The 20925-nt window shown below is 69.6% G+C and carries 17 protein-coding genes; 7 read left to right on the top strand and 10 right to left on the bottom strand.

The annotated features are described in order from the left end of the window. Nucleotides 1-7: 7 nt before the first annotated feature. Entirely contained in the window at nt 8-769 is a 762-nt protein-coding gene (locus tag ACTH43_RS12305) for a rhamnogalacturonan acetylesterase (protein WP_441445189.1), read from the top strand. Here ACTH43_RS12305 and ACTH43_RS12300 read toward each other — a convergent pair. Further along, nucleotides 756-1343 carry a TetR/AcrR family transcriptional regulator gene (locus ACTH43_RS12300; protein ID WP_441445188.1) on the bottom strand — a complete coding sequence of 196 codons (588 nt, stop codon included), beginning with the start codon at nt 1341-1343 and terminating at the stop codon, nt 756-758. The two genes, ACTH43_RS12305 and ACTH43_RS12300, sit on opposite strands and share 14 nt — an antisense overlap. A gap of 95 nt (nt 1344-1438) precedes the next feature. Here ACTH43_RS12300 and ACTH43_RS12295 point away from each other — a divergent pair, with 95 nt between their 5' ends. Next, complete coding sequence (locus ACTH43_RS12295; protein ID WP_441445187.1) at nt 1439-3292, top strand: flavin-containing monooxygenase; 1854 nt, start codon at nt 1439-1441, stop codon at nt 3290-3292. Then, a complete protein-coding gene (locus tag ACTH43_RS12290) occupies nt 3292-4359 on the top strand; it encodes an SMP-30/gluconolactonase/LRE family protein (RefSeq protein WP_441445186.1) in 1068 nt (355 codons plus the stop codon). The genes ACTH43_RS12295 and ACTH43_RS12290 overlap by 1 nt, the downstream gene beginning before the upstream one ends. Before the next feature lie 74 nt (nt 4360-4433). On the opposite strand, the gene ACTH43_RS12285 is transcribed toward ACTH43_RS12290, so the two are convergent. Beyond that, entirely contained in the window at nt 4434-6065 is a 1632-nt protein-coding gene (locus ACTH43_RS12285) for an alpha-N-arabinofuranosidase (RefSeq protein WP_441445185.1), read from the bottom strand. Nucleotides 6066-6155: 90 nt separating this feature from the next. Next, nucleotides 6156-7679 (bottom strand): arabinosylfuranosidase ArfA, encoded by a 1524-nt coding sequence (gene arfA / locus ACTH43_RS12280; protein ID WP_441445184.1) that lies wholly within the window; start codon nt 7677-7679, stop codon nt 6156-6158. A gap of 395 nt (nt 7680-8074) precedes the next feature. On the opposite strand from arfA, the gene ACTH43_RS12275 reads away from it, so the two are divergent. The 3 genes from ACTH43_RS12275 to ACTH43_RS12265 are packed head-to-tail and all read left to right on the top strand — an operon-like array spanning nt 8075 to nt 10547. Next, nucleotides 8075-9178 carry a LacI family DNA-binding transcriptional regulator gene (locus ACTH43_RS12275; RefSeq protein WP_441445183.1) on the top strand — a complete coding sequence of 368 codons (1104 nt, stop codon included), beginning with the start codon at nt 8075-8077 and terminating at the stop codon, nt 9176-9178. A gap of 38 nt (nt 9179-9216) precedes the next feature. Beyond that, nucleotides 9217-9978, top strand: a complete 762-nt coding sequence (locus ACTH43_RS12270; RefSeq protein ID WP_441445205.1) for a thymidylate synthase — start codon at nt 9217-9219, stop codon at nt 9976-9978. Then, nucleotides 9975-10547: a dihydrofolate reductase gene (locus tag ACTH43_RS12265; RefSeq protein WP_441445182.1), complete on the top strand. Its 573-nt coding sequence runs from the start codon at nt 9975-9977 to the stop codon at nt 10545-10547. Before ACTH43_RS12270 ends, ACTH43_RS12265 begins: the two co-directional genes overlap by 4 nt. Nucleotides 10548-10557: 10 nt before the next feature. Here ACTH43_RS12265 and ACTH43_RS12260 read toward each other — a convergent pair whose 3' ends face one another. From ACTH43_RS12260 to chvE, 7 genes are all read right to left on the bottom strand, one after another. Continuing rightward, nucleotides 10558-11703, bottom strand: a complete 1146-nt coding sequence (locus ACTH43_RS12260) for an NAD(P)/FAD-dependent oxidoreductase (RefSeq protein ID WP_441445181.1) — start codon at nt 11701-11703, stop codon at nt 10558-10560. A 214-nt stretch (nt 11704-11917) separates the two neighbouring features. After that, nucleotides 11918-12835: a carbohydrate ABC transporter permease gene (locus ACTH43_RS12255; RefSeq protein WP_441445180.1), complete on the bottom strand. Its 918-nt coding sequence runs from the start codon at nt 12833-12835 to the stop codon at nt 11918-11920. Next, nucleotides 12832-13782: a carbohydrate ABC transporter permease gene (locus ACTH43_RS12250; protein ID WP_441445179.1), complete on the bottom strand. Its 951-nt coding sequence runs from the start codon at nt 13780-13782 to the stop codon at nt 12832-12834. The genes ACTH43_RS12255 and ACTH43_RS12250 overlap by 4 nt, the downstream gene beginning before the upstream one ends. 73 nt (nt 13783-13855) lie before the next feature. Continuing rightward, nucleotides 13856-15139 (bottom strand): extracellular solute-binding protein, encoded by a 1284-nt coding sequence (locus ACTH43_RS12245; RefSeq protein ID WP_441445204.1) that lies wholly within the window; start codon nt 15137-15139, stop codon nt 13856-13858. A 311-nt stretch (nt 15140-15450) separates the two neighbouring features. After that, nucleotides 15451-16632 (bottom strand): multiple monosaccharide ABC transporter permease, encoded by a 1182-nt coding sequence (gene mmsB, locus ACTH43_RS12240; protein ID WP_441445178.1) that lies wholly within the window; start codon nt 16630-16632, stop codon nt 15451-15453. A 9-nt stretch (nt 16633-16641) separates the two neighbouring features. Beyond that, nucleotides 16642-18183 (bottom strand): multiple monosaccharide ABC transporter ATP-binding protein, encoded by a 1542-nt coding sequence (gene mmsA / locus ACTH43_RS12235; RefSeq protein WP_441445177.1) that lies wholly within the window; start codon nt 18181-18183, stop codon nt 16642-16644. Nucleotides 18184-18259: 76 nt separating this feature from the next. Further along, the gene (gene chvE, locus ACTH43_RS12230) at nt 18260-19411 is read right to left on the bottom strand and encodes a multiple monosaccharide ABC transporter substrate-binding protein (RefSeq protein WP_441445176.1); all 1152 of its coding nucleotides are present in this window, start codon (nt 19409-19411) and stop codon (nt 18260-18262) included. Between the two features lie 369 nt (nt 19412-19780). Here chvE and ACTH43_RS12225 point away from each other — a divergent pair, with 369 nt between their 5' ends. After that, the gene (locus ACTH43_RS12225) at nt 19781-20803 is read left to right on the top strand and encodes a LacI family DNA-binding transcriptional regulator (protein ID WP_441445175.1); all 1023 of its coding nucleotides are present in this window, start codon (nt 19781-19783) and stop codon (nt 20801-20803) included. Nucleotides 20804-20925: the final 122 nt, after the last annotated feature.

Here is a 20925-nt window from a genome sequence, read left to right as displayed (position 1 = left end):
TCTCCCGATGAGCACGGCGCTGCGGGACCGCCGGGCCGCTCTCCCCGTCCGCCGCCGCCGGGTGGTGCTCGCCGGGGACTCCACGGTCGCGCCGTATCCGGCCACCGCCTACCCGATGTCCGGCTGGGGCGCCCACCTGGGCGCCGCACTGACAGCCCGTGGCGCCGCAGACGATGGGGGCCACAGAGCCCCGGTCCACGTCGTCGACCTGGCCAAGAACGGCGCCACCACCGAATCCCATCGCGCCGACGGGCTGTGGTCCGCCGTGCTCGACGCCGCTGCGCCGGCCGATCTGGTGCTGCTCCAGTTCGGGCACAACGACCAGAAGCACGAGCACCTCGCCGCCTGGGCCGGCTACGCCGAGAACCTCACCCGCATGATCACCGAGGTGCGCGGTCGCGGGGCGCATCCGGTGCTGTGCACGCCGGTTGCGCGGCGGCATTTCGCCGACGGGAAGCTGCTGCGCACCCACGGGGAGCACCCCACCGCGGTCCTCGGCCTCGCCGAGACGTTCGATGTCCCGCTGCTGGATCTGCAGGCCCGTACCCGTGAGCTCATCGGGTCGCTCGGGGAGGATCTCTCCCGAGGACTGTTCACACAGCTGCCGGCGGGGCAGAGCCCGCTCTACCCCGAGGGGGTCGAGGACAACACGCACTTCTCGATCGAGGGGGCGATCGCCGTGGCCGAGATCGTGGCCGAGCTGCTCGCGCCGCTCCTGGAGGAGCTGGAGCCTTCGCACGGCGCCGTGGCCGAGGTCAGCGGGTCCTAGGGCCTGGGGCATCGCCCGGGGCCGAGACCGTGAACAGGCCGCGATGCAGGAGCTGCCGTGCGCGTCGGAGCTCATCTGCCCCGCCGGAGTGCCCCTGCACGGCGATGGCCGCGGTCATCATCGGCAGGGCGAGCAGGACATCGGCGGCGGTCGTGCCGGGGTGGGCGAGGCCCGCCTCCTGCGCCCGGGCCATCAGCGGGGCGAAAGCCGCACGGGTGCGGTCGGAGAGGGTGCCGAGCTCATGCCCCTGCTCACGCATCGCCATCCGCGCCAGCCAGGGCGTGTGCAGCTGGATGTCCAGCACGAGGTCGAACAGGCGGAGGGCGCCGTCGTCCAGGACGGCGAGCTCCAGCGCCCGGGCCTCGATCTCCTCGACGCTCTCCTGCAGGACGGCAGCGGCGAGCGCCGCGCGATCCGCGAAGTGGCGGTGAAGGGTGGTGCGGCTGACCCCGGCGGCCCGGGCGATCTCGTCCAACGGCGCCTCGGCGCCCTGTTCGGCCACCACGGCACGGGCGGCGGCGAGCAGGCGCTCGCGGTTGCGAGCTGCATCGCGCCGCACAGGTGCCTCAGCCATGCCCAGATCCTACCCATCAGCAGAGGTCACACCCGCCTTGCCGCGAAAACGTACCTTGATGTACGTTTTGGTCCCGTATTCCTGAAAGGCGCTGCATGACGGACATGACCGACCCCCGCACCTTCGACCTCGACGCACTGCGCGAGAAGTACCGACAGGAGCGCGACCGACGCCTCCGCCCCGACGGCACCGCGCAGTACCGGCGCACCGCCGGTGAGTTCGGGTACTACGCGAAAGACCCCTATACGCCTCGCTCCGAACGCGCTGCGCTGACGGATACCGTCGAGGCGCTCGTGATCGGCGCGGGCTTCGGCGGCCTGCTGACAGCGGCGAAGCTGCGCGAGGCGGGCGTGGAGTCGGTGCGGCTGATGGACGAGGCCGGGGATGTGGGCGGCACCTGGTACTGGAACCGCTACCCCGGTATCCACTGCGACATCGAGTCCTACCTCTACATGCCGCTGCTCGAAGAGACCGGATACATGCCGCAGTGGCGGTACGCGCCGGGCGAGGAGATCCGTCGCCACGCGGTCCGGATCGCCGAGCACTACGAGCTCTACCGTGACACCGCCTTCCACACCCGCGCCACCGAGCTGCACTGGGACGAGGCCGAGGGGCACTGGCTGGTGCGCACCGACCGCGGGGACGCGATGCGGGCCCGCCACGTCATCGTCTCCTCCGGCACCCTCTCCCAGTCCAAGCTCCCGGGCATCCCCGGGATCGAGGACTTCCGCGGCCACACCTTCCACACCAGCCGCTGGGACTACGGCTACACCGGCGGGGACGCCACCGGAGGCATGGTGGGCCTGGCCGACAAGCGGGTGGCCGTCGTCGGCACCGGTGCGACGGGTCTGCAGGCCGTCCCGACCGTCGCCCAGGATGCCCAGCACCTCTTCGTCTTCCAGCGCACCCCCTCCACCGTGGACGTGCGCGACAACCGCCCCACCGACCCGGAGTGGGCCGCGTCCCTGCAGCCGGGCTGGCAGCGCGAGCGGATGGAGAACTTCCTGGCGACCCTGGCCGGCGAAGAGGTCGAGGAGGATCTGGTGGGCGATGGGTGGACCGCCACCCCGGCGCTGCAGCGAGCCATGATCACCGGCAGGACCGACGACTCGCTGGACCCGGCCGAGCGGGAGCGGCGCGAGGAGATCGCCGATCTCGTCACCATGAACCGGCTCCGCGACCGAGTCGACCAGGTGGTCGAGGATCCGGCAGCGGCTGCAGCACTGAAGCCCTGGTACCGCTACATGTGCAAGCGCCCCGGCTTCAGCGACCTCTACCTCCAGGCATTCAACCGCAAGAACGTCTCCCTCGTGGATACTGCGGATCACGGGGGGATCACCCGGATGACGGAGAACTCGGTGGTCGTCGGCGAGGACGAGTACGAGGTGGACTGCGTCATCTTCGCCACCGGCTTCGAGACCGGGGTCTCCGGGGTCATCTCCGGCACGCTGCCGGTGCACGGTCGGGACGGGATGCAGCTGCTGGAGGCCTGGTCCCGCGGCCCGCGGACCCTGCACGGCTTCACCACCCACGGCTTCCCGAACCTGTTCCACCTGGGCGCGATGCAGAACGCGAACTCGGTGAACTTCGTGCACATCCTGCTCGAGCAGGCAGAGCACATCGCGGCGATGATCGGTGCGGCGCGGGAGACCGGTGCGCTCTACGTGGAGCCGAGCCTCGAGGCGGAGCAGGCCTGGTGCGACACGATCCAGGAGGTCGCCGTGGACAACTCGGCTTTCCTCGCCGAGTGCACCCCGGGCTATTACAACGGGGAGGGGACCCGAAAGGCCGCCGCCACCTCGTACACCCCCGGGCCCGTCGCATTCCACCAGCTGCTGGCCACCTGGCGCGCAGACAGCATGGAGGACGTCCTGGTGCGGGCACCCGGTGAGGAGCCGACCGATCGCGCGGGCTCGCAGCTCGCTGCCACCGGTCAGGGCGCCGCCTGATGCGCACGCTCGCTCAGCGACCGGCGCTCCGTCGCACCACGCCCCGACGTTCCCTGCTCGCACTGGCCGGCCTCGGCATGGCCGTTCCGCTGTCCGGCTGCTCGGAGACGGGCGAACCTGCGGGTCCCACGGCGAGCGCTCCGGCGCCCGAGGGGGCCCGACAGATCATCGCGGAGCGGGTCCTGCAGGTCACCTCGCCCCACGAGGCCACCGGGATGACCCTGCTCGAGGGGCCGACGTTCGATGCGGAGGGACGCCTGCACCTGGTGGACGTCACCGCCCCCGACGGCGCGGCCAAGGTGATGCGGATCGACCTCGACACGGAGGAGATCACTCCTCTGGTCACCTCGGGGAATGCGGCCTTCACCTCCGCCCAGTGGAGCCCTCTCGACGAGCGCCTGCACCTGACCGATTATGCGGGCGGGCGAATCCTCTCCGTCACCGCCGAGGGGACGGAGCCCCGGACAGAGTTCGAGGGCGAGGTCGAGGGCCGCGCCATGCAACCCGACGATCTCGCCTTCGACGAGGCAGGCAACTGCTTCATCTCCGATTCCGCGCAGGCCGTATATCCCGGCGGCGAGCACACCGGCCGGGTGGTGCGGCTCGACGCCGCGACCGGTGAGGCGACCGTGCTGGCCGACGGCCTGGCGAACCCCAACGGAATCTCCTACGACCCGCAGGCCCCCTCGCTGTGGGTGAGCCTGCTGGATGCGAACCGGGTGGACCGGCTGCTGCTGGACGAGGAGGGCCGGCGCGTCACCACCGGGCACACCGCGATCCACGTCGACGGGGGACCCAGCCAGACCGACTCGAATGCGCTGGACGGCGCGGGGAACCTCTACCAGGGCATGCACGGCATCGCGCAGATCCTCGTGTTCGGTCCGGACGGCGCGCTGCGTGCACGGGTGAGCCTTCCCGCGGAGGACGAGGGGCTCGACTCGTCCACGAACCTCGCGATCGCGCCCGGCACCACCACCGCGTACGTGACGGCCAGTGGGCCGGCCGGCGGATTCCTCTACCGCTTCGAGGCCCTCGGCGAGGGGATTCGCTCGACCAACGGCGGCTGATCCGCCGGGACATCCGCGTCTCGACGGCCCGGCGGTGTCAGTCGATCCAGTGGGTCAGCTCCACCCTCAGCGAGTCACTCTCCCAGCTGCAGCTCCACGGTCGCGAAGGAGTGCGGTGGCAGGGTGATCTCGAGGCCGCGCTCGTGCTCGCGCACCGACTCGAGAGCGCGGGGCGCGACCTCGTCCGGCTGCTCGGGCGTGTTGTGCGCGGCGGAGCTCGCGCCGGTGAGCACCGTGGCGGTGTGCCCGGTGACGGCTCGTCCCCGCAGGTCCAGCACGAGGGTGCGCTCCTGGGCGTGATCCAGGTTCGACAGGGAGACCAGCGCGGTCTGCCCGGTGGTGGACGCGGAGGCGGAGAGCAACGGCAGCGCGCGGCCATCGACCTCGGCGGGCTCCTCGGGCAGCAGCACGCGGGCGTCGAGCGAAGCGGCGTCCTGGTGCCCCGAGTTCATCGCGAACACGTGGTACGTCGGGGTGAGCACAAGAGCGCCGGAATCCGGATCGGTGAGGATCATCGCCTGCAGCACGTTCACCGTCTGGGCGATGTTCGCCATGAGCAGGCGGTCCGCGTGGCGGTGGAAGCCGTCGAAGTGGAGCGAGGCCACCAGTGCGTCGCGCACGGTGTTCTGCTGGTACAGGAACCCGGGGTTGGTGCCGGGCTCCACGTTCCACCAGGTGCCCCACTCGTCGAACACCAGGCCCACCTTCTTATGCGGGTCGTACTGGTCCATGACGGTGGAGTGACGGGCCACGAGCTCCTCGGCGAAGGTCGCGCGGGAGAGCGTGCGGTACCACTCCTCCTCGGTGAACTCCGTGGCGGATCCCTTGTCCGACCAGGGCCCGGACATCGTGTAGTAGTGCAGCGAGATCGCCTGATACGGACCGGCCTTGCCGTCCTTGGAGTCGAGGTTGGTCGCCGCGCGCATCAGCGCCTCGGTCCAGGAGTAGTCGCTGTCGCTCGCGCCCGCGGCGATCCGAGTGACCTCGTTGCCGCCGTGGTCGCGCACATAGGTGGAGTACTGGCGGGCCAGCGCCGCATAGTCCTCGGCGCGCATGTTGCCGCCGCAACCCCAGGCCTCGTTGCCGATGCCGAAGAAGGGCACCTTCCACGGCTCGTCCCGCCCGTTCTCGCGGCGCAGGGAGGCCATCGGGGAGTCATCGGCGCGGGTGAGGTACTCGATCCAGTCGCTCATCTCCGCGACAGTGCCGGAGCCGACGTTGCCGTTGACGTACGCCTCGGTGCCGAGCATCTCGACGAGGTCCATGAACTCGTGGGTGCCGAAGGAGTTGTCCTCGACGATGTCGCCCCAGTGGGAGTTCACCATGCGGGGGCGCTCCTCGCGCGGGCCGATGCCGTCGCGCCAGTGGTAGTCGTCGGCGAAGCAGCCCCCGGGCCAGCGCAGGTTCGGGATCTGCAGGGCGCGGAGCGCGGCGACCACATCGTCGCGGATGCCGCGGGTGTTCGGGATCTCGGAGTCCTCACCCACGTAGAAGCCCTCGTAGATGCAGCGCCCGAGGTGCTCGGCGAAGTGGCCGTAGAGGTGGCGGTTGATGGTCGCGCCGGGCAGGTCGAGGTTCACCACCACGCGGGCGGGCCCGTCGGTGCGACCGGCCGACGGGCCGGCGCCCGCGGGACGGGAGCCGGTGGCCGACGGGCTCAGGGCGGAGACCAGGTCGGAGGTGAGGGTGTGGTCAGGGAGCGTCATGGGGTCCTCGTGATCGTGGCGGGGCAGGTCGTGGCTGGGTGGGGTGGGGCCAGTGCGGGTCGTGGCCGGGTGGGGCCGGGCGGGGCCGGCTCAGGCGGCGGTGCGGGAGAGGCGGACCATGGTCCAGGAGATCGCCGGCAGCGCACCGGAGAGCTTCCCGCCCTCGAACGCGACCGAGGAGTTCGACTGCGGGACCACGGTGTCCGGGGCGTCGGCGGAGTTCGCCGCGTACGGGTCCTCGTGATGCAGGGTCACTGCCTCGACCAGCTCGAGGTCCCCGAACGAGGCGAGGTCCACGCCGAGATCGAGGGCGCCGGAAGCATCGCGGTTCACCACGAACACGGTGAGATCGCCGGAATCGTCGTCCCAGGTGGCGACGGCGTCGGCCGAGGTGCTGGTGCCGAAGCGCTGGTTCTCGAAGCTCGGAGCCTCGATATTCACCTGCAGCACCTCGCCCTTCGCGTGGCGGGAGGTGAGGGCGAAGGGATGGAAGGTGGTCTGGCGCCAGGCACGGCCACCGGGCTCGGTCATGATCGGGGCGATCACGTTGACCAGCTGGGCGAGCGAGGCGGAGGCGACGCGGTCGCTGTGGCGCAGCAGCGAGATCAGCAGGTTGCCGAACACCACGGCGTCCATCGCCGAGTAGATATCCTCGAGCAGCACCGGCGCGACGGGCCAGTCATCGCCGCTCGGCGGGCGGGACTCGGCGCGGTGCTGGTACCAGACGTTCCACTCATCGAAGCTGACCATGATGCGCTTGTCGCGCTTGAGCTTGGCGCGCACGTGATCGGCGGTGGCCACGACGGAGTCGATGAAGTGGTCCATGTCGTCCGCCGAGGCGAGGAAGGAGGCCTGGTCGCCGTCCTTCTCCGAGTAGTAGACGTGGGCGGAGATCATGTCCACGACGTCATACGCCTCGGTGAGCACGGTGTTCTCCCAGGCGCCGAAGGTGGGCATCTGCGAGTTCGAGGAGCCGCAGGCGATCAGCTCGAGGTCCGGGTCCTCCATGCGCATCGCGCGGGCGGTCTCGGTCGCGACGCGTGCGTACTCCTCGGCGTTCTTGTGGCCGATCTGCCAGGGGCCGTCCATCTCGTTGCCCAGGCACCACATGCGGATGTCGTGCTTCTCGGCGGAGCCGGTGTTGGCGGCGCGCTGATCGGAGAGATGGGTGCCGACCGGGGCGTTGGCGTACTCGAGCACGTCGAGCGCCTCCTGCACCCCGCGGGTGCCGAGGTTCACCGCGTACATCGGCTCGACGCCGGCCTTCTTCACCCAGGCCATGAACTCATCCAGGCCCACCGTGTTCGGGTCCGAGGAGTGCCAGGCCAGGTCGTGGCGCACGGGGCGCTCCTCGACGGGGCCCACCCCGTCCTCCCAGCGGTAGCCGGAGACGAAGTTGCCGCCCGGGTAGCGCACGGAGCTGACGCCGAGCTCGCGGGTGAGCTCAAGGACGTCCTTGCGGAAGCCATCCTCGTCCGCCTCGGGGTGCTCGGGCTCGTAGATGCCGGTGTAGACGCACCGGCCGAGGTGCTCGACGAAGGCGCCGAAGGTGCGGCGGCGCACCGGGGCGACGCGGAAGGCAGGGTCGAGGGTGAGGGTGACGTGCGATGACATCGGTGTCGGCGTCCTTCGTGGAGAGGGGGAACGGGCCCGGCGCGACTGTGCGGCAACCCAGTTCTACAACGTTGCAATAAGCCTTTCACAGCGGCGTCACGCCGTCAACGCCCGACCACGCCCGATTCCGGACCCGCCACGCTCGTTCCCGGCCGCCCCCACTCGAATCCGGGCCAGCCACGCTCGTTCCCGGCCAGCCACGCTCGTTACCGGCCAGCCACGTCCGTCCCCGTTAGGCCCGACCCGCGGCTCGCCCGTCGAGAACACCGAACGCTTCCAGATCTGGCAGGGATCGGTGTTCTCGACGCACTCTCCCCTGCGGGTCGGGCGCTTGACGGGCGTGCGCTCCCTCGCAGCGGGAACCATCGGACCGGTGACGGTGCGAGAATCGACCCATGCCCTCCCCCTCGCTCTCCGGCCGTCGGCGCCCACCGGCGCTGCGTGATGTCGCCGAGCTCGCGGGCGTGAGCATCAAAACCGTCTCCAACGTGGTCAATGACTACCCGCACGTGCGCGACTCGACCCGGGAGAAAGTGCGCGAGGCGATCCTGCAGGTCGGCTACCGCCCCCAGGTCGCCGCGCAGCAGCTGCGCACCGGGGCCTCGAAGATGATCACCCTCGCGGTGCCCTCGCTGAACTTCTCGTATTTCTCGAACCTCGCCCAGGTGTTCATCGACGAGGCCCAGCGGCGCGGCCAGACCGTCGTGCTGCACTCCACCTCCGGCGGTCGCGAGGCTGAACGCACCGTGCTCGAGGGATTCAACCGCGTGCTCGGTGACGGCGTGATCTTCAATCCGCTGATGCTCGGGGAGGAGCAGTTCGCGCGGATGGAGCGCACCAGCCAGCCCACCGTCTTCATCGGCGAGCACCTCCCCGAGCAGATCCCGCAGGGCAGCGACTACGTGCGGATCGACAACGTTGGCGCTTCCCGCGCCGCGACCACCCACCTCCTGGACACCGGGCGGCGCCGGCTCGGATTCATCGGCGTGATCGACACCGATCAGGGCCTGCAGCCGCACAGCTCGGGCTCCCTGCGCCGTGACGGCTTCTTCGCCGCCCTCGCGGCCCACGGCATGCCCGACGACTCGGGCTCGCTGCAGGCCGTCGACGCCTGGCACCGCCCCGACGGGTTCGAGGGCGCCGAGGAGCTGCTGAAGCGCCACCCGGAGATCGACGGCCTCGTCTGCGCCAACGACGAGCTCGCCATCGGCGCGATCGCGAAGCTTCGGCACCTGGGCCTGCGAGTGCCGGAGGATGTCGCCGTGATCGGCTACGACGACACCCCCGACGCGCCCTTCGCGAACCCCTCGCTGTCCTCGATCTCCCCGGACAAGCACGCACTCGCCACCACCGCCCTGGACCTGCTCATCGAGCGGATCCAGGGGCACGACGGTTCGCCCCGGATCGTGGACTCCCCGTACTCGCTGGTCGTGCGTGAATCCACGGCCGCACAGCCTGCATCTTCCGCCCCCGCCCCCGAGAAGGAGCATTCCCGGTGACCATCCCGACCCCTTATGAGGACCTGCTGCGCGAGGTCATGGAGACCGGCAACGCCAAGAGCGACCGCACCGGCACCGGCACCCGCAGCCTGTTCGGCAAGCAGATCCGCTTCGATCTCTCGCAGGGCTTCCCGCTGATCACCACCAAGCGGGTGCACATCCGCTCGCTGGTGGTCGAGCTGCTGTGGTTCCTGCGCGGCGACACCAACGTGGGGTACCTGCACGAGCACGACGTGAGCATCTGGGACGAATGGGCCGATCAGAACGGCGACCTCGGCCCCGTCTACGGCGCGCAGTGGCGCTCCTGGCCCACGCCCGACGGCGGCGTGATCGACCAGATCAGCGACGTCATCGAGCAGATCCGCAGCAACCCCGATTCACGCCGCCTGATCGTCTCCGCCTGGAACCCAGCCGACATCCCGAAGATGGCGCTCGCGCCATGCCACGCCCTGTTCCAGTTCGAGGTCCATGACGGGAAGCTGTCCTGCCAGCTGTACCAGCGCAGCGCCGACATGTTCCTCGGGGTGCCGTTCAACATCGCCAGCTATGCGCTGCTGACGCACATGATCGCCCAGCAGACGGATCTCGAGGTGGGCGACTTCATCTGGACCGGCGGCGACTGCCACATCTACGACAACCACCACGAGCAGGTCACCCGGCAGCTGGCCCGTGAGCCGTTCCCGTCCCCTACCCTGCGGATCCGCCGCCGCCCCGAGTCGATCTTCGACTACGAGTTCGAGGACTTCGAGCTGGTGGACTACCAGCATCACAAGGGCATCAAGGCACCGGTGGCGGTGTGAGCACGGCGGCCGACGACACGGCGACGCCCCTCGCCGGGGCACCGCAGATCGGCCTGATCTGGGCGCAGGCCCAGGGCGGCGTGATCGGTGCCGGCGGCGCGATGCCCTGGCACCTGCCGGAGGATCTGAAGCACTTCTCCCGCACCACCAAGGGCTCGCCGGTGGTGATGGGCCGGCGCACCTGGGGATCCTTCCCTCCGAAGTACCGGCCGCTGCCCGGGCGCACGAACATCGTCATCACCCGCGATGATGCCTTCGCCGAGGAGGGCGCGGTGCGGGCGCGCGACCTGCCCGGCGCCCTGCAGCTCGCCCGCGCGGCGCTCGAGGAGAGCGAATCTCCCGCCGGCGCCCGCCCGATGCTCTGGGTGATCGGGGGCGGAGCGGTCTACCGCGAGGCGATCCCGGAGGCGGACCTGCTGGTGGTCACCGAGATCGACCTCGCGGTCGAGGGCGATACGACCGCGCCGGGGATCCCGTCGGGCTTCTCCCTCGATGCCGTCGAGCCGGAGACCGGCTGGCACGAGTCCACCGGTGGGATCCGCTACCGGATCCTCCGCTACCAGCGCTGAGCGGCGACCGCTACGCCGTCGGGACGGGGGTGTCGAGGTCGAGCTCGGCACCGGGGATCGCCGCGTCCCGGGCCACCGCACTGTCCCAGGCTGGATCGAGCCGGGAGGCGAGAGCGCGGTGGTACTCCGCCGCGAACCCGGGTGCGAGCTCGCCGGCCCGCACCGCGTCCCGGAGGGTCGCCGCGCCGACTGCGGCCATCGTCATGCCCTGCGCGTACAGCGGGGTGAAGGCCGCCGCCGCATCGCCCACGTGGACGAGGCCCTCGGGAGCCTCCAGGGCCTCCTCCCAGCGCAGCCGGTGGCTGCCCGCGGCCTTCGCGGCGGCGGGCTCACCCACGGCCTCCGCACCCTCGAGCGCCGCGGCGATGCGCTGGTCGTGCAGCTGGGGGACCAGCTCGCGCAGACCCGCCAGGTCCGTCGGGGGCAGGTTCCGGGAGGTGCCGAAGACGGAGAGGATGTGCTCGCCGTTCCCGCACGGCTCGAGCTCGACCGTGAGGGGGAGCTCCGCGCTCGCGGGCACCACGAGGTCCTGGACCCCCTCGGGCAGGGCACCCTCGCGCAGGCGCAGGCGCAGGCAGGTGTAGGCCACATGTACCCGGGTGGACAGGGCCCGGGGCCGCCCGGCACCGAGGCCCTCGACCCAGCCGGCGGCCCGGCTGCTGCGGCCCGCCGCATCGACCACGAGGTCGCCGTGCAGCTCGCCCGCATCCCCACCGCGCACGGTGACACCGGTGACCCGACGGCCCTCGTTCTCGGTGAGCAGCCCGGCCACGGCGCCCTGGCGCACGGTCACCGTCGGCAGGGCGAGCACGCGGCGGCGGAGCACGCCCTCGAGCACCGGCCGGGTCAGGGCGAGGGTGCCGGGTTCCTGCAGGTGCTCCTGCGAGTCCCGGATCCACTCCTGGCAGCCTGCGGCGAGCAGCTCCTGGCGCAGGCCGGGCAGCAGCTCCTCCATCGTGGTCTCGCCGAGGGCGAGCAGGCGGTGGACCACTCCTCCCTGGGGCACGCCGCGGCGCGGGGCGAGCGCCTCGGGACCGTCAGTGCACAGCTCGTCGCGGTCGATGATCGTGACTCGCTCGACGTGCTCGGCGAGGCCGGCCGCGGAGAGCAGACCGGCGATCCCTCCGCCCATGATGATCGCGTGGTCCAGTGCCATTGCCCGCCTTCCTGCGTGCTGCCGATGCATCCCGGCAGGGTGTCGATCCTCCATCCCACGCCAGGCCTGGGCCGGATGCAATGCTCGTGTGACCGGAACCGCGCGCGGCCACCTGCACCGCAACGGCAGGATCACCAGCCCCAGCACGGAGCGCCCGTCGGCCCGGCGGCACTGAGCGCTGCGGGGCCGACGGGCGCTCCGCGCCCCCTGGGGGTCAGGTGCCGGCGATGCCGGTGGTGGCGATGCCCTTGATGATCTGGCGCTGGAAGAACATGAACACCACGATCAGAGGCAGTGCCGCAAGCACGGCCTGAGCCATGTTCTGCGCGTACTGGATGCCATAGGCGCTGATCACGGTCTGCAGACCGGTGGGAAGCGTCATCAGGTTCGAATCGTTGACCACGATGAAGGGCCACAGGAAGTTGTTCCACGCACCGATGAACACGAAGATCGCGACCGCGCCGAGGATCGGCTTGGACAGCGGCAGCACGATGGACCGAAGGATCCGGAATCGGCTCGCGCCGTCCATCAGCGCGGCCTCCTCGAGCTCGAAGGGGATCTGGTCGAAGAACTTCTTGAGGATGAACACCATCGGTGCGGCGACCACCTGCGGCAGGATGATGCCCCAGTACGTGTCCACCAGGTTCAGCGAGAGCATCAGATGGAACAGCGGGACGATGAGGATCTGCCCAGGGATCATGATCGAGGCGACGATGAGGGTGATCAGCATCGTTCGACCTGCGAACCGCAGCCGCGAAAGCGCGTAGCCGGCCAACGCTGAGATCGCCACGGTGATCACGGTGACCGCCGCCGAGGTGATCAGGCTGTTCCAGGCCCATCGTGGGACCAGGCCCTCGGAGAGCACGTTCATGTACGCGGCCAGCGTGAACCCGCCCTCGGGAACGATCGTCACCGGCATCGCAGCGGCCTCGGCCTCGGTCTTGAAAGAGGTGAGCACCGCCCACAGCACCGGCACCAGCCAGGCGAGCGCCAGCACCGCGAGGATCACGAAGGCTGCGATGCGAGCGGGCGTGGGCCCACGCCGGCGTTTCGTCGAGTCGGTACGGGCTGGGGCTGCCGCTCGCGGGACAACCGGGTCCAGGGTCGCGGTGGTGGGGTTCGCGGCGCTCATGCCTTCACACTCCGTCGGGACCCGATCACCATGTAGGAGATCGACACGATGATGATCATGAAGAAGAAGATGTAGGAGATCGCCGAGGCGTAGCCCAGGCGGTATCCGGTGAACCCGACCTCGTAGATGTACAGCAGCACCGGGCGGGTGGTCCCGCCGGGACCGCCGCCGGTCATCTGGTAGATCTGATCGAAGACCTTGAGCGAGGCGAGCATCTGCAGCACGAGCACCAGCACGGTGGTGGGCGCCAGCTGCGGGAGCGTGATCGAGAGGAACTTCCTCCAGCCACCGGCCCCGTCGAGCGACGCGGCCTCGTAGAGCTGATCGGGGATGTTCTGCAGGGCGGCGAGGTAGAGCAGGAAGTTGAAGCCGATGGTCCACCACACGGTAGTGATGACCACAGCGAACATGGCGGTGTTCGGGTCCTGCAGCCATGCCGGTCCGCTGATGCTGAACCAGCCCAGGAAGGTGTTGATCAGCCCCAGCTGCGGGTTGTACATCCAGTTCCAGAACTGGGAGACCACGGTCGAGGCCAGCAGGAACGGCATGAAGAACGACAGGCGCCAGAACCACTGGCCCGGCAGGCCGATGTTCACCAGCACCGCCAGCAGCATCGCGACCAGGACCAGCGGGATCGTCGAGAGAACGGTGAACCAGGCGGTGTTGACCAGCGACGTCCATACCTGCGGATCGCCGAGGGCCTCGACCCAGTTGTCCAAGCCCACGAACTGGGTGTTGGTCCCCGCGAGGCTGGTGCCGGTGAAGCTCATCCACAGCCCATAGAAAGTGGGCCAGATGAGGAACAGCCCGAAGGCGAGGAGGAAGGGTGCGCAGTAGAGCCAGCCGCGGAGGTTGTCGGAGCGTCGCCGGCGGGCTCGTCCGGCGGAGAGGGAGGTGGCCGCAGCCGCGCCTCGGGGAGGGGCGGTGAGGCCGTCGGCGGTGGTCATCGAACGTCTCCTTCGACGGGCGGACGGGGCGTCACGGGGGCTGCGGGGGCGGGATCGGCGGGTCGCATCGCGCTCACATCGGGGTGGGCTTGAGCAGCAGCGCGTCGATGCGGGCCACGAAGTCGTTCCATCCCTGGAGGGGCTCGACGCGCCGGGCCCACACGTTCTGCATGTCGTTGCCGAAGTAGGTGTGGAAGTCGGAGCCGGAGCCGCTGAACCAGGCGGGCGGGTCGTAGACGAGGTGGTCGACCGCATCGGCGTAATGGGACTGCGGGATCAGATCGTCGTAGGCCGGGCCCTCGATCACCGGCGAGTAGGCAGGGATGTGCCCGGCCGCGGCCCAGTCGATCGAGTTCTTCAGGATGTTTGCGACGACGGCGTGGACGTTGCGACGCCGCTCCGGGTCCGGGCTCATCTGGTGGGGCAGCACGAAGGAGTGCGAATCGGCGTAGGCCGCTGGCTCCCCGAAGACGCCCGGGATCATCGTCATATCGAAGGGGACGCCCTCGTTCTTGTAGCTGCCTGACTCCCACACGCCGCCGTAGAAGGCGCCCGAGCCGCCGGTGGCGAACTCGGAGATGGCAGTGCCGCCGTCGTGTCCAGTGTGGCCGACCTCCCCGTCGATGAGGGAGAGGATCCATTCGGCCGCCTCGATGACGAGCTCCTCCTGATACACCATCTTCCCGCCGACGGGCAGCTCGATCGTGCCGCCGAGCTGCGTGTAGTAGGTGGAGAACATGCGCCACTGGTTCGAGCCGTCTCCCAGGTAGCCGAAGGAGAGCCCGTGGCCGCTGGGGGCCTTGCCGCCGAGCTCGAGCAGCAGTGCCCGGAAGTCCTCGGGGTTGTCGGTGGGCAGGATCAGCCCGTCGTCGCCCAGCACCCCGGCCGCCTCGGCGATCTCGGTGTTGTAGTACATGACGAACGGGTGGGAATCCAGGGCGATCGCGGTGAGCTTCCCGTCCACGACCATCTTGTCCCAGATCAGCTCCGGGAAGTCCTCCTTGCGCACCCCGAACTCCCCGAGTAGGTCCAGGTCCCACTCGTCGAGCAGGCCGCCGGGCGCGTAGCCGGGGACTCGGGCCGCGTGCATCACGGCGAGGTCCGGCGCACGGCCCCCGGCCGAGGCCATAGCGAGCTTGGTGTAGTAGGGCGCGCCCCAGGCCAGCACTGTCTGCGTCACGTCGGCCGCGCCCTCGGTGGCCATATAGCTGTCGAGCATCTCGCCCATGGTCACGCCGTCGGGCCCGGACAGGAGGTGCCAGAAGGCGATGTCGTCGGGCGCTCGGCCGGAGGCGCCTGCGCATCCGGAGAGTGCGCCGGCCGCACCCATTGCTCCGAGCGCTCCGGCGCCCTGCATGAGGGAGCGTCGGCTCACGGCGCGCGAAGAACCATGCATCATTCAGTCCACCTCTTCGTGGTAGGGCTCGATCACCGCAGTCGGCACCTCCCATGGCGCCGAGCCCGGCGGTCCGGGAATGCCTGAGGTGAATTTACATCGTTGCAATGTGAGCGTCAACACCCTGCTGAAGTTTCATGCAGATCCCTCGATCAATCGCCTGAGTCAGCATCACCGAAGGTCAGCCCAGCTTCTTTCGCAGCCGGCGCAACGCACGACGGCGCCCCGGGCCCGCGCTGGAGGGTCCGGGACGCCGTGCGGCAGGGCGGGGCTCAGGCTCCGCTCTGGGACCGCTTCTTGTTCCAGACGTCGAAGGCCACGGCGATCAGCAGCACCACGCCGCGGACCACGGACTGGGTGGACTGGTCGATGCCCATGATCGACATGCCGTTGGACATCACGGCCATGATCAGGCCGCCGATGATCGCGCCGTGGACCTTGCCCACGCCGCCGGTCACCGCCGCACCGCCGATGAAGGCGGCGGCGATCGCGTCGAGCTCGAACATGTTGCCGGCACCCGGCTGGGCGCTGTTGGAGCGCGCCGAGTAGACGATGCCGGCGACTGCGGAGAGCAGGCCCATGTTCACGAACAGGAGCATGTTGACGCGCCGGGTCTTCACGCCGGAGAGCTGCGCGGCCTGGAGGTTGCCGCCCATCGCGTAGATGTGCCGGCCGAAGATGGTGCGCTGGCTGATGAAGCCGTAGATCATCACCAGGGCGGCCAGCAGGATCAGCACCACCGGGAGACCGCGCGAGTGCGCGAGCTGCCAGGCGAAGGCCATTACGACCGCGGCCACGGCGGCGTTCTTCAGCCAGAACAGGAACTGCGCCTCGACCTGCTGCTTGTACTTCAGCTTCGCCAGTCGCCCGCGGTACTGCTGGATCGCGAACACGACCACCAGGCCAGCGGCGAGGAACAGCGTGAAGGCGTCGTAGCCGTTGCCCCCGAGGAGGCCGTTGAGGAATCCACCGGAGATGTACTGGTACTCCGCCGGGAACGGGGAGAGCGAGACGTTGTTCAGCACCTGCATGGTCAGGCCGCGGAAGATGAGCATGCCCGCGAGGGTGACGATGAAGGCGGGGATGCCCACGTAGGCGACCCAGAAGCCCTGCCACAGCCCCACCAGCGCACCGGTGCCGAGCGCAGCGAGCACGCCGACCCACCAGGGCATCCCGTTGCCGATGATCACGACGGCGGCGACGGCACCGGTGAGCGCGACCACCGAGCCCACCGAGAGGTCGATGTGCCCGGCCACGATGATCAGCACCATGCCGATCGCGAGGATCAGGATGTAGGAGTACTGCAGCACCAGGTTGGTGAGGTTGCCGGGGCTCAGCAGCTGGCCCCCGGTGAGGAACGTGAACAGCAGGATGATGAACACGAACGCGATGTAGATGCCGCTGGAACGCATGTTCCGCGTCAGCAGCTCCTTGATGTCAGAAGTTCCCGCCATGAGGCGCGCTCACTCCCTCTCCATGGTCATGAGCTCCATGAGGTGCTCCTGCGTGGCGTCCCGGGCGGCGACCTCACCGGTGATGCGGCCCGAGGACAGTGTGTAGATGCGGTCGGACAGGCCCATGACCTCGGGCAGCTCCGACGAGATGACGATGATCGCCTTGCCCGCCTCGGCGAGCTCGTTGATGATCGAGTAGATCTCGAACTTCGCGCCGACGTCGACGCCACGAGTGGGCTCGTCCAGGATCAGCAGATCCGGCTCGGTGTACAGCCATCTGCTGAGCACCACCTTCTGCTGGTTGCCGCCGGAGAGCTTCCCGACCTGCGCCATCACCGTCGGCGTCTTGATGTTGAGCGAGGAGCGGTAGCGCTCCGCCACCGCGATCTCCTCATTCCCGTTGATCCATCCGCCGTGGGTGACCTTCTCCAGCGACGCCGCGGTGACGTTGGTGCGGATGTCCTGGATCAGGTTCAGCCCGTACTGCTTGCGATCCTCGGAGACGTAGGCGATGCCCGCCTTGATCGCCTGGGAGACGGTGCGCAGCCGCACCGGGCGGCCGTGCATGAAGGCGGTGCCGGAGATGTCGCGCCCGTAGGAGCGGCCGAACAGGCTCATCGCGAGCTCGGTGCGCCCGGCGCCCATCAGGCCCGCGATCCCGACCACCTCGCCGGCGCGGACGTTCAGCGCCGCACCGTCCACGACCGTGCGCCCCGCCTGTGTGGGATGGCCGACGTGCCAGTCCTCGACGCGGAAGATCTCCTCGCCGATCTCGGCATGGCGCTCCGGGTAGAGGTTCTCGATGTCCCGCCCCACCATCCCCTTGATGATGCGGGGGACGAGGGTGTGCTTCTGCTCCGCGGGCACGCGCATATCGATGGTCTCGATGGTCGAGCCGTCGCGGATCACGGTCGTGGCGTCGGCGACGGCCGCGATCTCCCCGAGCTTGTGGGAGATGATGATGCTGGTGACGCCCTCATCGCGCAGGCCGCGGATGAGGCCGAGCAGATGCTCGGAGTCATCGTCGTTCAGCGCCGCAGTGGGCTCGTCCAGGATCAGCAGGTTCACGTTCTTGGTGAGCGCCTTCGCGATCTCGACCAGCTGCTGCTTGCCCACACCCAGCTGGCCGACGGGTGTGACCGGCTTCTCCCGCAGGCCCACGCGCTCGAGCAGCTCGGCGGCGCGGGCATTGGTCTCATGCCAGCTGATCACCCCGGCCCGGGCCTGCTCGTTGCCGAGGAAGATGTTCTCGGCGATCGACAGGTGGGGCACCAGGGCGAGCTCCTGGTGGATGATCACGATGCCCTCGGCCTCGGAGTCGTTGACGTCGGCGAACGTGACGGGGCGGCCGCGGTAGTGGATCTGCCCGTCATAGGTGCCGGCCGGCTCGACGCCGGAGAGCACCTTCATCAGGGTGGACTTGCCAGCCCCGTTCTCGCCGCAGATCGCATGGATCTCGCCTGCGCCGACCGTCAGGGACACGTCCCTGAGGGCGACGACACCGGGGTATCTCTTGGTGATGGACCGCATCTCGAGGATGTTCTCGGTCAAGGAGCCCTCCTTCGGGCAGGGGGTCCCGGCGATGCGCGCCGGGACCCCACCGGGTGTTCTGCAGAGGCGCTAGCCCTCAGAGCTGGCCGGACTCGACCTGCTCCGGCGTGTAGTAGCCCGAGTCGACCATGATCTCCTCGTAGTTGTTCTCCAGCACCATCTGCACCTCGAGCAGGTACGACGGCACGACCTTCACGCCGTTGTCGTAGGTCTCGGTGTCGTTGGCCTCCGGCTCCTCGCCGTTCAGAATGGATTCTGCGGCGACGATCGCCTGATCGGCGAGGTCGCGGGTGTCCTTGAAGATCGTCGAGGACTGCACGCCGTCGGCGATCAGCTTGATCGAGGCGATCTCGGCGTCCTGCCCGGTGACCACCGGCAGGCCCTCCTCGATGGTGGGGCCGAGGCCCGAGTTCTGCAGCGCGTTGATGATGCCGCGGGACAGCGGATCGGCGGGGGCCAGCACTCCGGCGAGCTCCTCGCCGCTGCCGTAGTGCGTGGTCAGCAGGGTCTCCATGCGCTTCTGCGCCGTCTCCTGCTCCCAGCGCTGGGTGGCGGCCTGCTCGATGTCCACCTGCCCCGAGAGCACCTCGAGCGTGCCGTCGTCCATGAAGGGCTGCAGGGTGTCGATCGCGCCCTCCCAGAAGAGGTGGGCGTTGTTGTCGTCGAGCGAGCCGGCGAACAGCTCGATGTTCAGCGGGCCCTCGGGGGCGTCGCCCGCCGGCTCGAAGCTCTCATCCAGCAGGCCCAGGCCGAACAGCAGCGCGTTGGCCTGGTTCACGCCCACCTTGTAGTTGTCGAAGGTGACGTAGAAGTCGACGTTCTCGCTGTCGGTGAGCAGACGGTCGTAGGCGATGACGGGGATCCCTGCCGCGGCGGCGGCTTCGAGCTGCGCCGAGAGGGAGGCGCCGTCGATCGAGGCGATCAGCAGGGCGTCCACGCCCGAGTTGACCATCTGATCGATCTGCTGCTGCTGGGTGGGGATGTCATCGTCGGCGTACTGCATGTCGACGGTGAACCCCTTCTCCTCGAGGCCCGCCTTGATGTTGTTGCCGTCCGCGACCCAGCGCTCGTAGGTCTGGGTCGGCATCGCCACGCCGACGGTCTGCTCGCTCGGCTCGGCATCGGGGTCGGGGCCGCCGGAGCCGGCGCCCTCGCCGCCACAGGCGGCCAGTCCGAGCGCGGCCGCGGTGGCCGTCGCTCCCAGCATGAAGGTTCTGCGGTTGTGCATGGGGCTTCTCCTCGTCGAAATCGCCATCTGCTGCCTGCAGCAGTGAAGTCCTGCCGGGGCCCCAGGGGACGCCGCCGGCATCGGTGCCGGTCACGGCGCCGACGGGGCGTCGGCGGAACTGTTGGACCCGGGCGGGTCCGTCGTGCGGCCCGCGCGCCGACGGTGGCGCGGCACCACCGGTGACGGCAGGGACCGCCCGAATGCTAACGTTCACATCGACACAGATGTCAACAGACGCGGGGACAGGGCGGGTCACAACTCAGCAACGGGCCCGAATCTTTTCGAGAATCCGTTCCTGATCTGCGTCTCTCGGCAGCGAGCTGACTCCGCCCCACGACCGCCGCTCCACCTCGACAGGAGGCGACAGCCATGAGCTCCACCTCGCGCCGCCCCTCGATGGGTGATGTCGCCACCCGTGCAGGCGTCTCGTACCAGACCGTGTCCCGAGTGCTCAACGAACCGGACATCGTCCGGCCCGACACCCGCGCTCGCGTGCTCACCGCGATCTCCGAGCTCGGCTACACCCGGAACCGGGCGGCGCGTGCCCTGAAGACCGCGCGCTCCTCGCTGATCGGCGTGCTCACCGACGACCTCTCGCTGTTCGGTCCGGCCGAGACCACCACCGCCATCGAGACCGCTGCCCGCGAGGCCGGCTACTCGGTGGTGCTGACCTCCCTGCCGCACGATCCGCACGACGCCCCCCAGGTCGGCGCCGAGCTCCTGGGCTCCGGGGTCGAGGGGATCCTGGTGATCGCCGCCCATGAGGGGATGAGCCCGGCAGTCTCCGCGGTGGCGCGCTCCACCCCTGTGGTCGCGGTCTCCGCCCAGCCGCCGCACGAGGCCGGGGTGCAGGTGGTCGGCATCGACCAGGGTCGCGGGGCGCACGAGGTGGTCGAGCACCTGCAGCGCACCGGCGTGCGCTCGATCGCCCACATCGCAGGGCCGACGGACTGGTTCGACGCCCGGGCACGGCGCAACGGCTTCACCGCCGCGCTCGAGGAGCTCGGGCTCGACGGGGAGGTCGTGGGGCCGGGGGACTGGACTCCGCGGGCGGGTTACGAGCTCACCGAGGCGCTGATCCGCTCGAGGCCGCCGGAGGCGATCTTCGCCGCGAACGACATGATCGCGATCGGGGTCCTGCACGCTCTGCAGGAGCACGGTCTGCGGATCCCCGAGGACGTCGCCGTGGTCGGCTTCGACAACACCCTGGGTGCCGAGTTCCTGATCCCCTCGCTGACCACCGTCGCCCAGCCCTTCGCCGAGGTGGGCCGGATCGCGCTGGGCCATCTGGTGGGCCTGCTCGACGGGGACGGCTCCTCGGCGGGCGCGCCGGACGCCCTGGCCCCGCGACTCGTGGTGCGGCGTTCCACCCGTCCCGAGCGCACGCACTGAGCATTGCCGCCGGCACTCGCCGCGACAGGTCGAGCACGGACCCGGTGGCAGCCGCCGAGCACCCCAAGGAGGCCAATGCACCGCAGGGCGGAATGCGCCTCAGCGGCCATCCGCTCTTCGCA

Origin of the sequence: Brachybacterium sp. (assembly GCF_052095815.1) — a bacterium.
Lineage (GTDB): Bacteria > Actinomycetota > Actinomycetes > Actinomycetales > Dermabacteraceae > Brachybacterium.
The sequence above is the reverse complement of the archived record's forward strand: the minus strand, read 5'-3'. Positions and strand labels throughout refer to the sequence as shown.

Coding starts and splice junctions, on each gene's coding strand:
- ACTH43_RS12305 (WP_441445189.1), top strand. CDS start 8: ATGAGCACGGCGCTGCGGGACCGCCGGGCCGCTCTCCCCGTCCGCCGC.
- ACTH43_RS12300 (WP_441445188.1), bottom strand. CDS start 1,343: ATGGCTGAGGCACCTGTGCGGCGCGATGCAGCTCGCAACCGCGAGCGC.
- ACTH43_RS12295 (WP_441445187.1), top strand. CDS start 1,439: ATGACGGACATGACCGACCCCCGCACCTTCGACCTCGACGCACTGCGC.
- ACTH43_RS12290 (WP_441445186.1), top strand. CDS start 3,292: ATGCGCACGCTCGCTCAGCGACCGGCGCTCCGTCGCACCACGCCCCGA.
- ACTH43_RS12285 (WP_441445185.1), bottom strand. CDS start 6,065: ATGACGCTCCCTGACCACACCCTCACCTCCGACCTGGTCTCCGCCCTG.
- arfA (WP_441445184.1), bottom strand. CDS start 7,679: ATGTCATCGCACGTCACCCTCACCCTCGACCCTGCCTTCCGCGTCGCC.
- ACTH43_RS12275 (WP_441445183.1), top strand. CDS start 8,075: ATGCCCTCCCCCTCGCTCTCCGGCCGTCGGCGCCCACCGGCGCTGCGT.
- ACTH43_RS12270 (WP_441445205.1), top strand. CDS start 9,217: ATGGAGACCGGCAACGCCAAGAGCGACCGCACCGGCACCGGCACCCGC.
- ACTH43_RS12260 (WP_441445181.1), bottom strand. CDS start 11,703: ATGGCACTGGACCACGCGATCATCATGGGCGGAGGGATCGCCGGTCTG.
- ACTH43_RS12255 (WP_441445180.1), bottom strand. CDS start 12,835: ATGAGCGCCGCGAACCCCACCACCGCGACCCTGGACCCGGTTGTCCCG.
- ACTH43_RS12250 (WP_441445179.1), bottom strand. CDS start 13,782: ATGACCACCGCCGACGGCCTCACCGCCCCTCCCCGAGGCGCGGCTGCG.
- ACTH43_RS12245 (WP_441445204.1), bottom strand. CDS start 15,139: ATGCAGGGCGCCGGAGCGCTCGGAGCAATGGGTGCGGCCGGCGCACTC.
- mmsB (WP_441445178.1), bottom strand. CDS start 16,632: ATGGCGGGAACTTCTGACATCAAGGAGCTGCTGACGCGGAACATGCGT.
- chvE (WP_441445176.1), bottom strand. CDS start 19,411: ATGCACAACCGCAGAACCTTCATGCTGGGAGCGACGGCCACCGCGGCC.
- ACTH43_RS12225 (WP_441445175.1), top strand. CDS start 19,781: ATGAGCTCCACCTCGCGCCGCCCCTCGATGGGTGATGTCGCCACCCGT.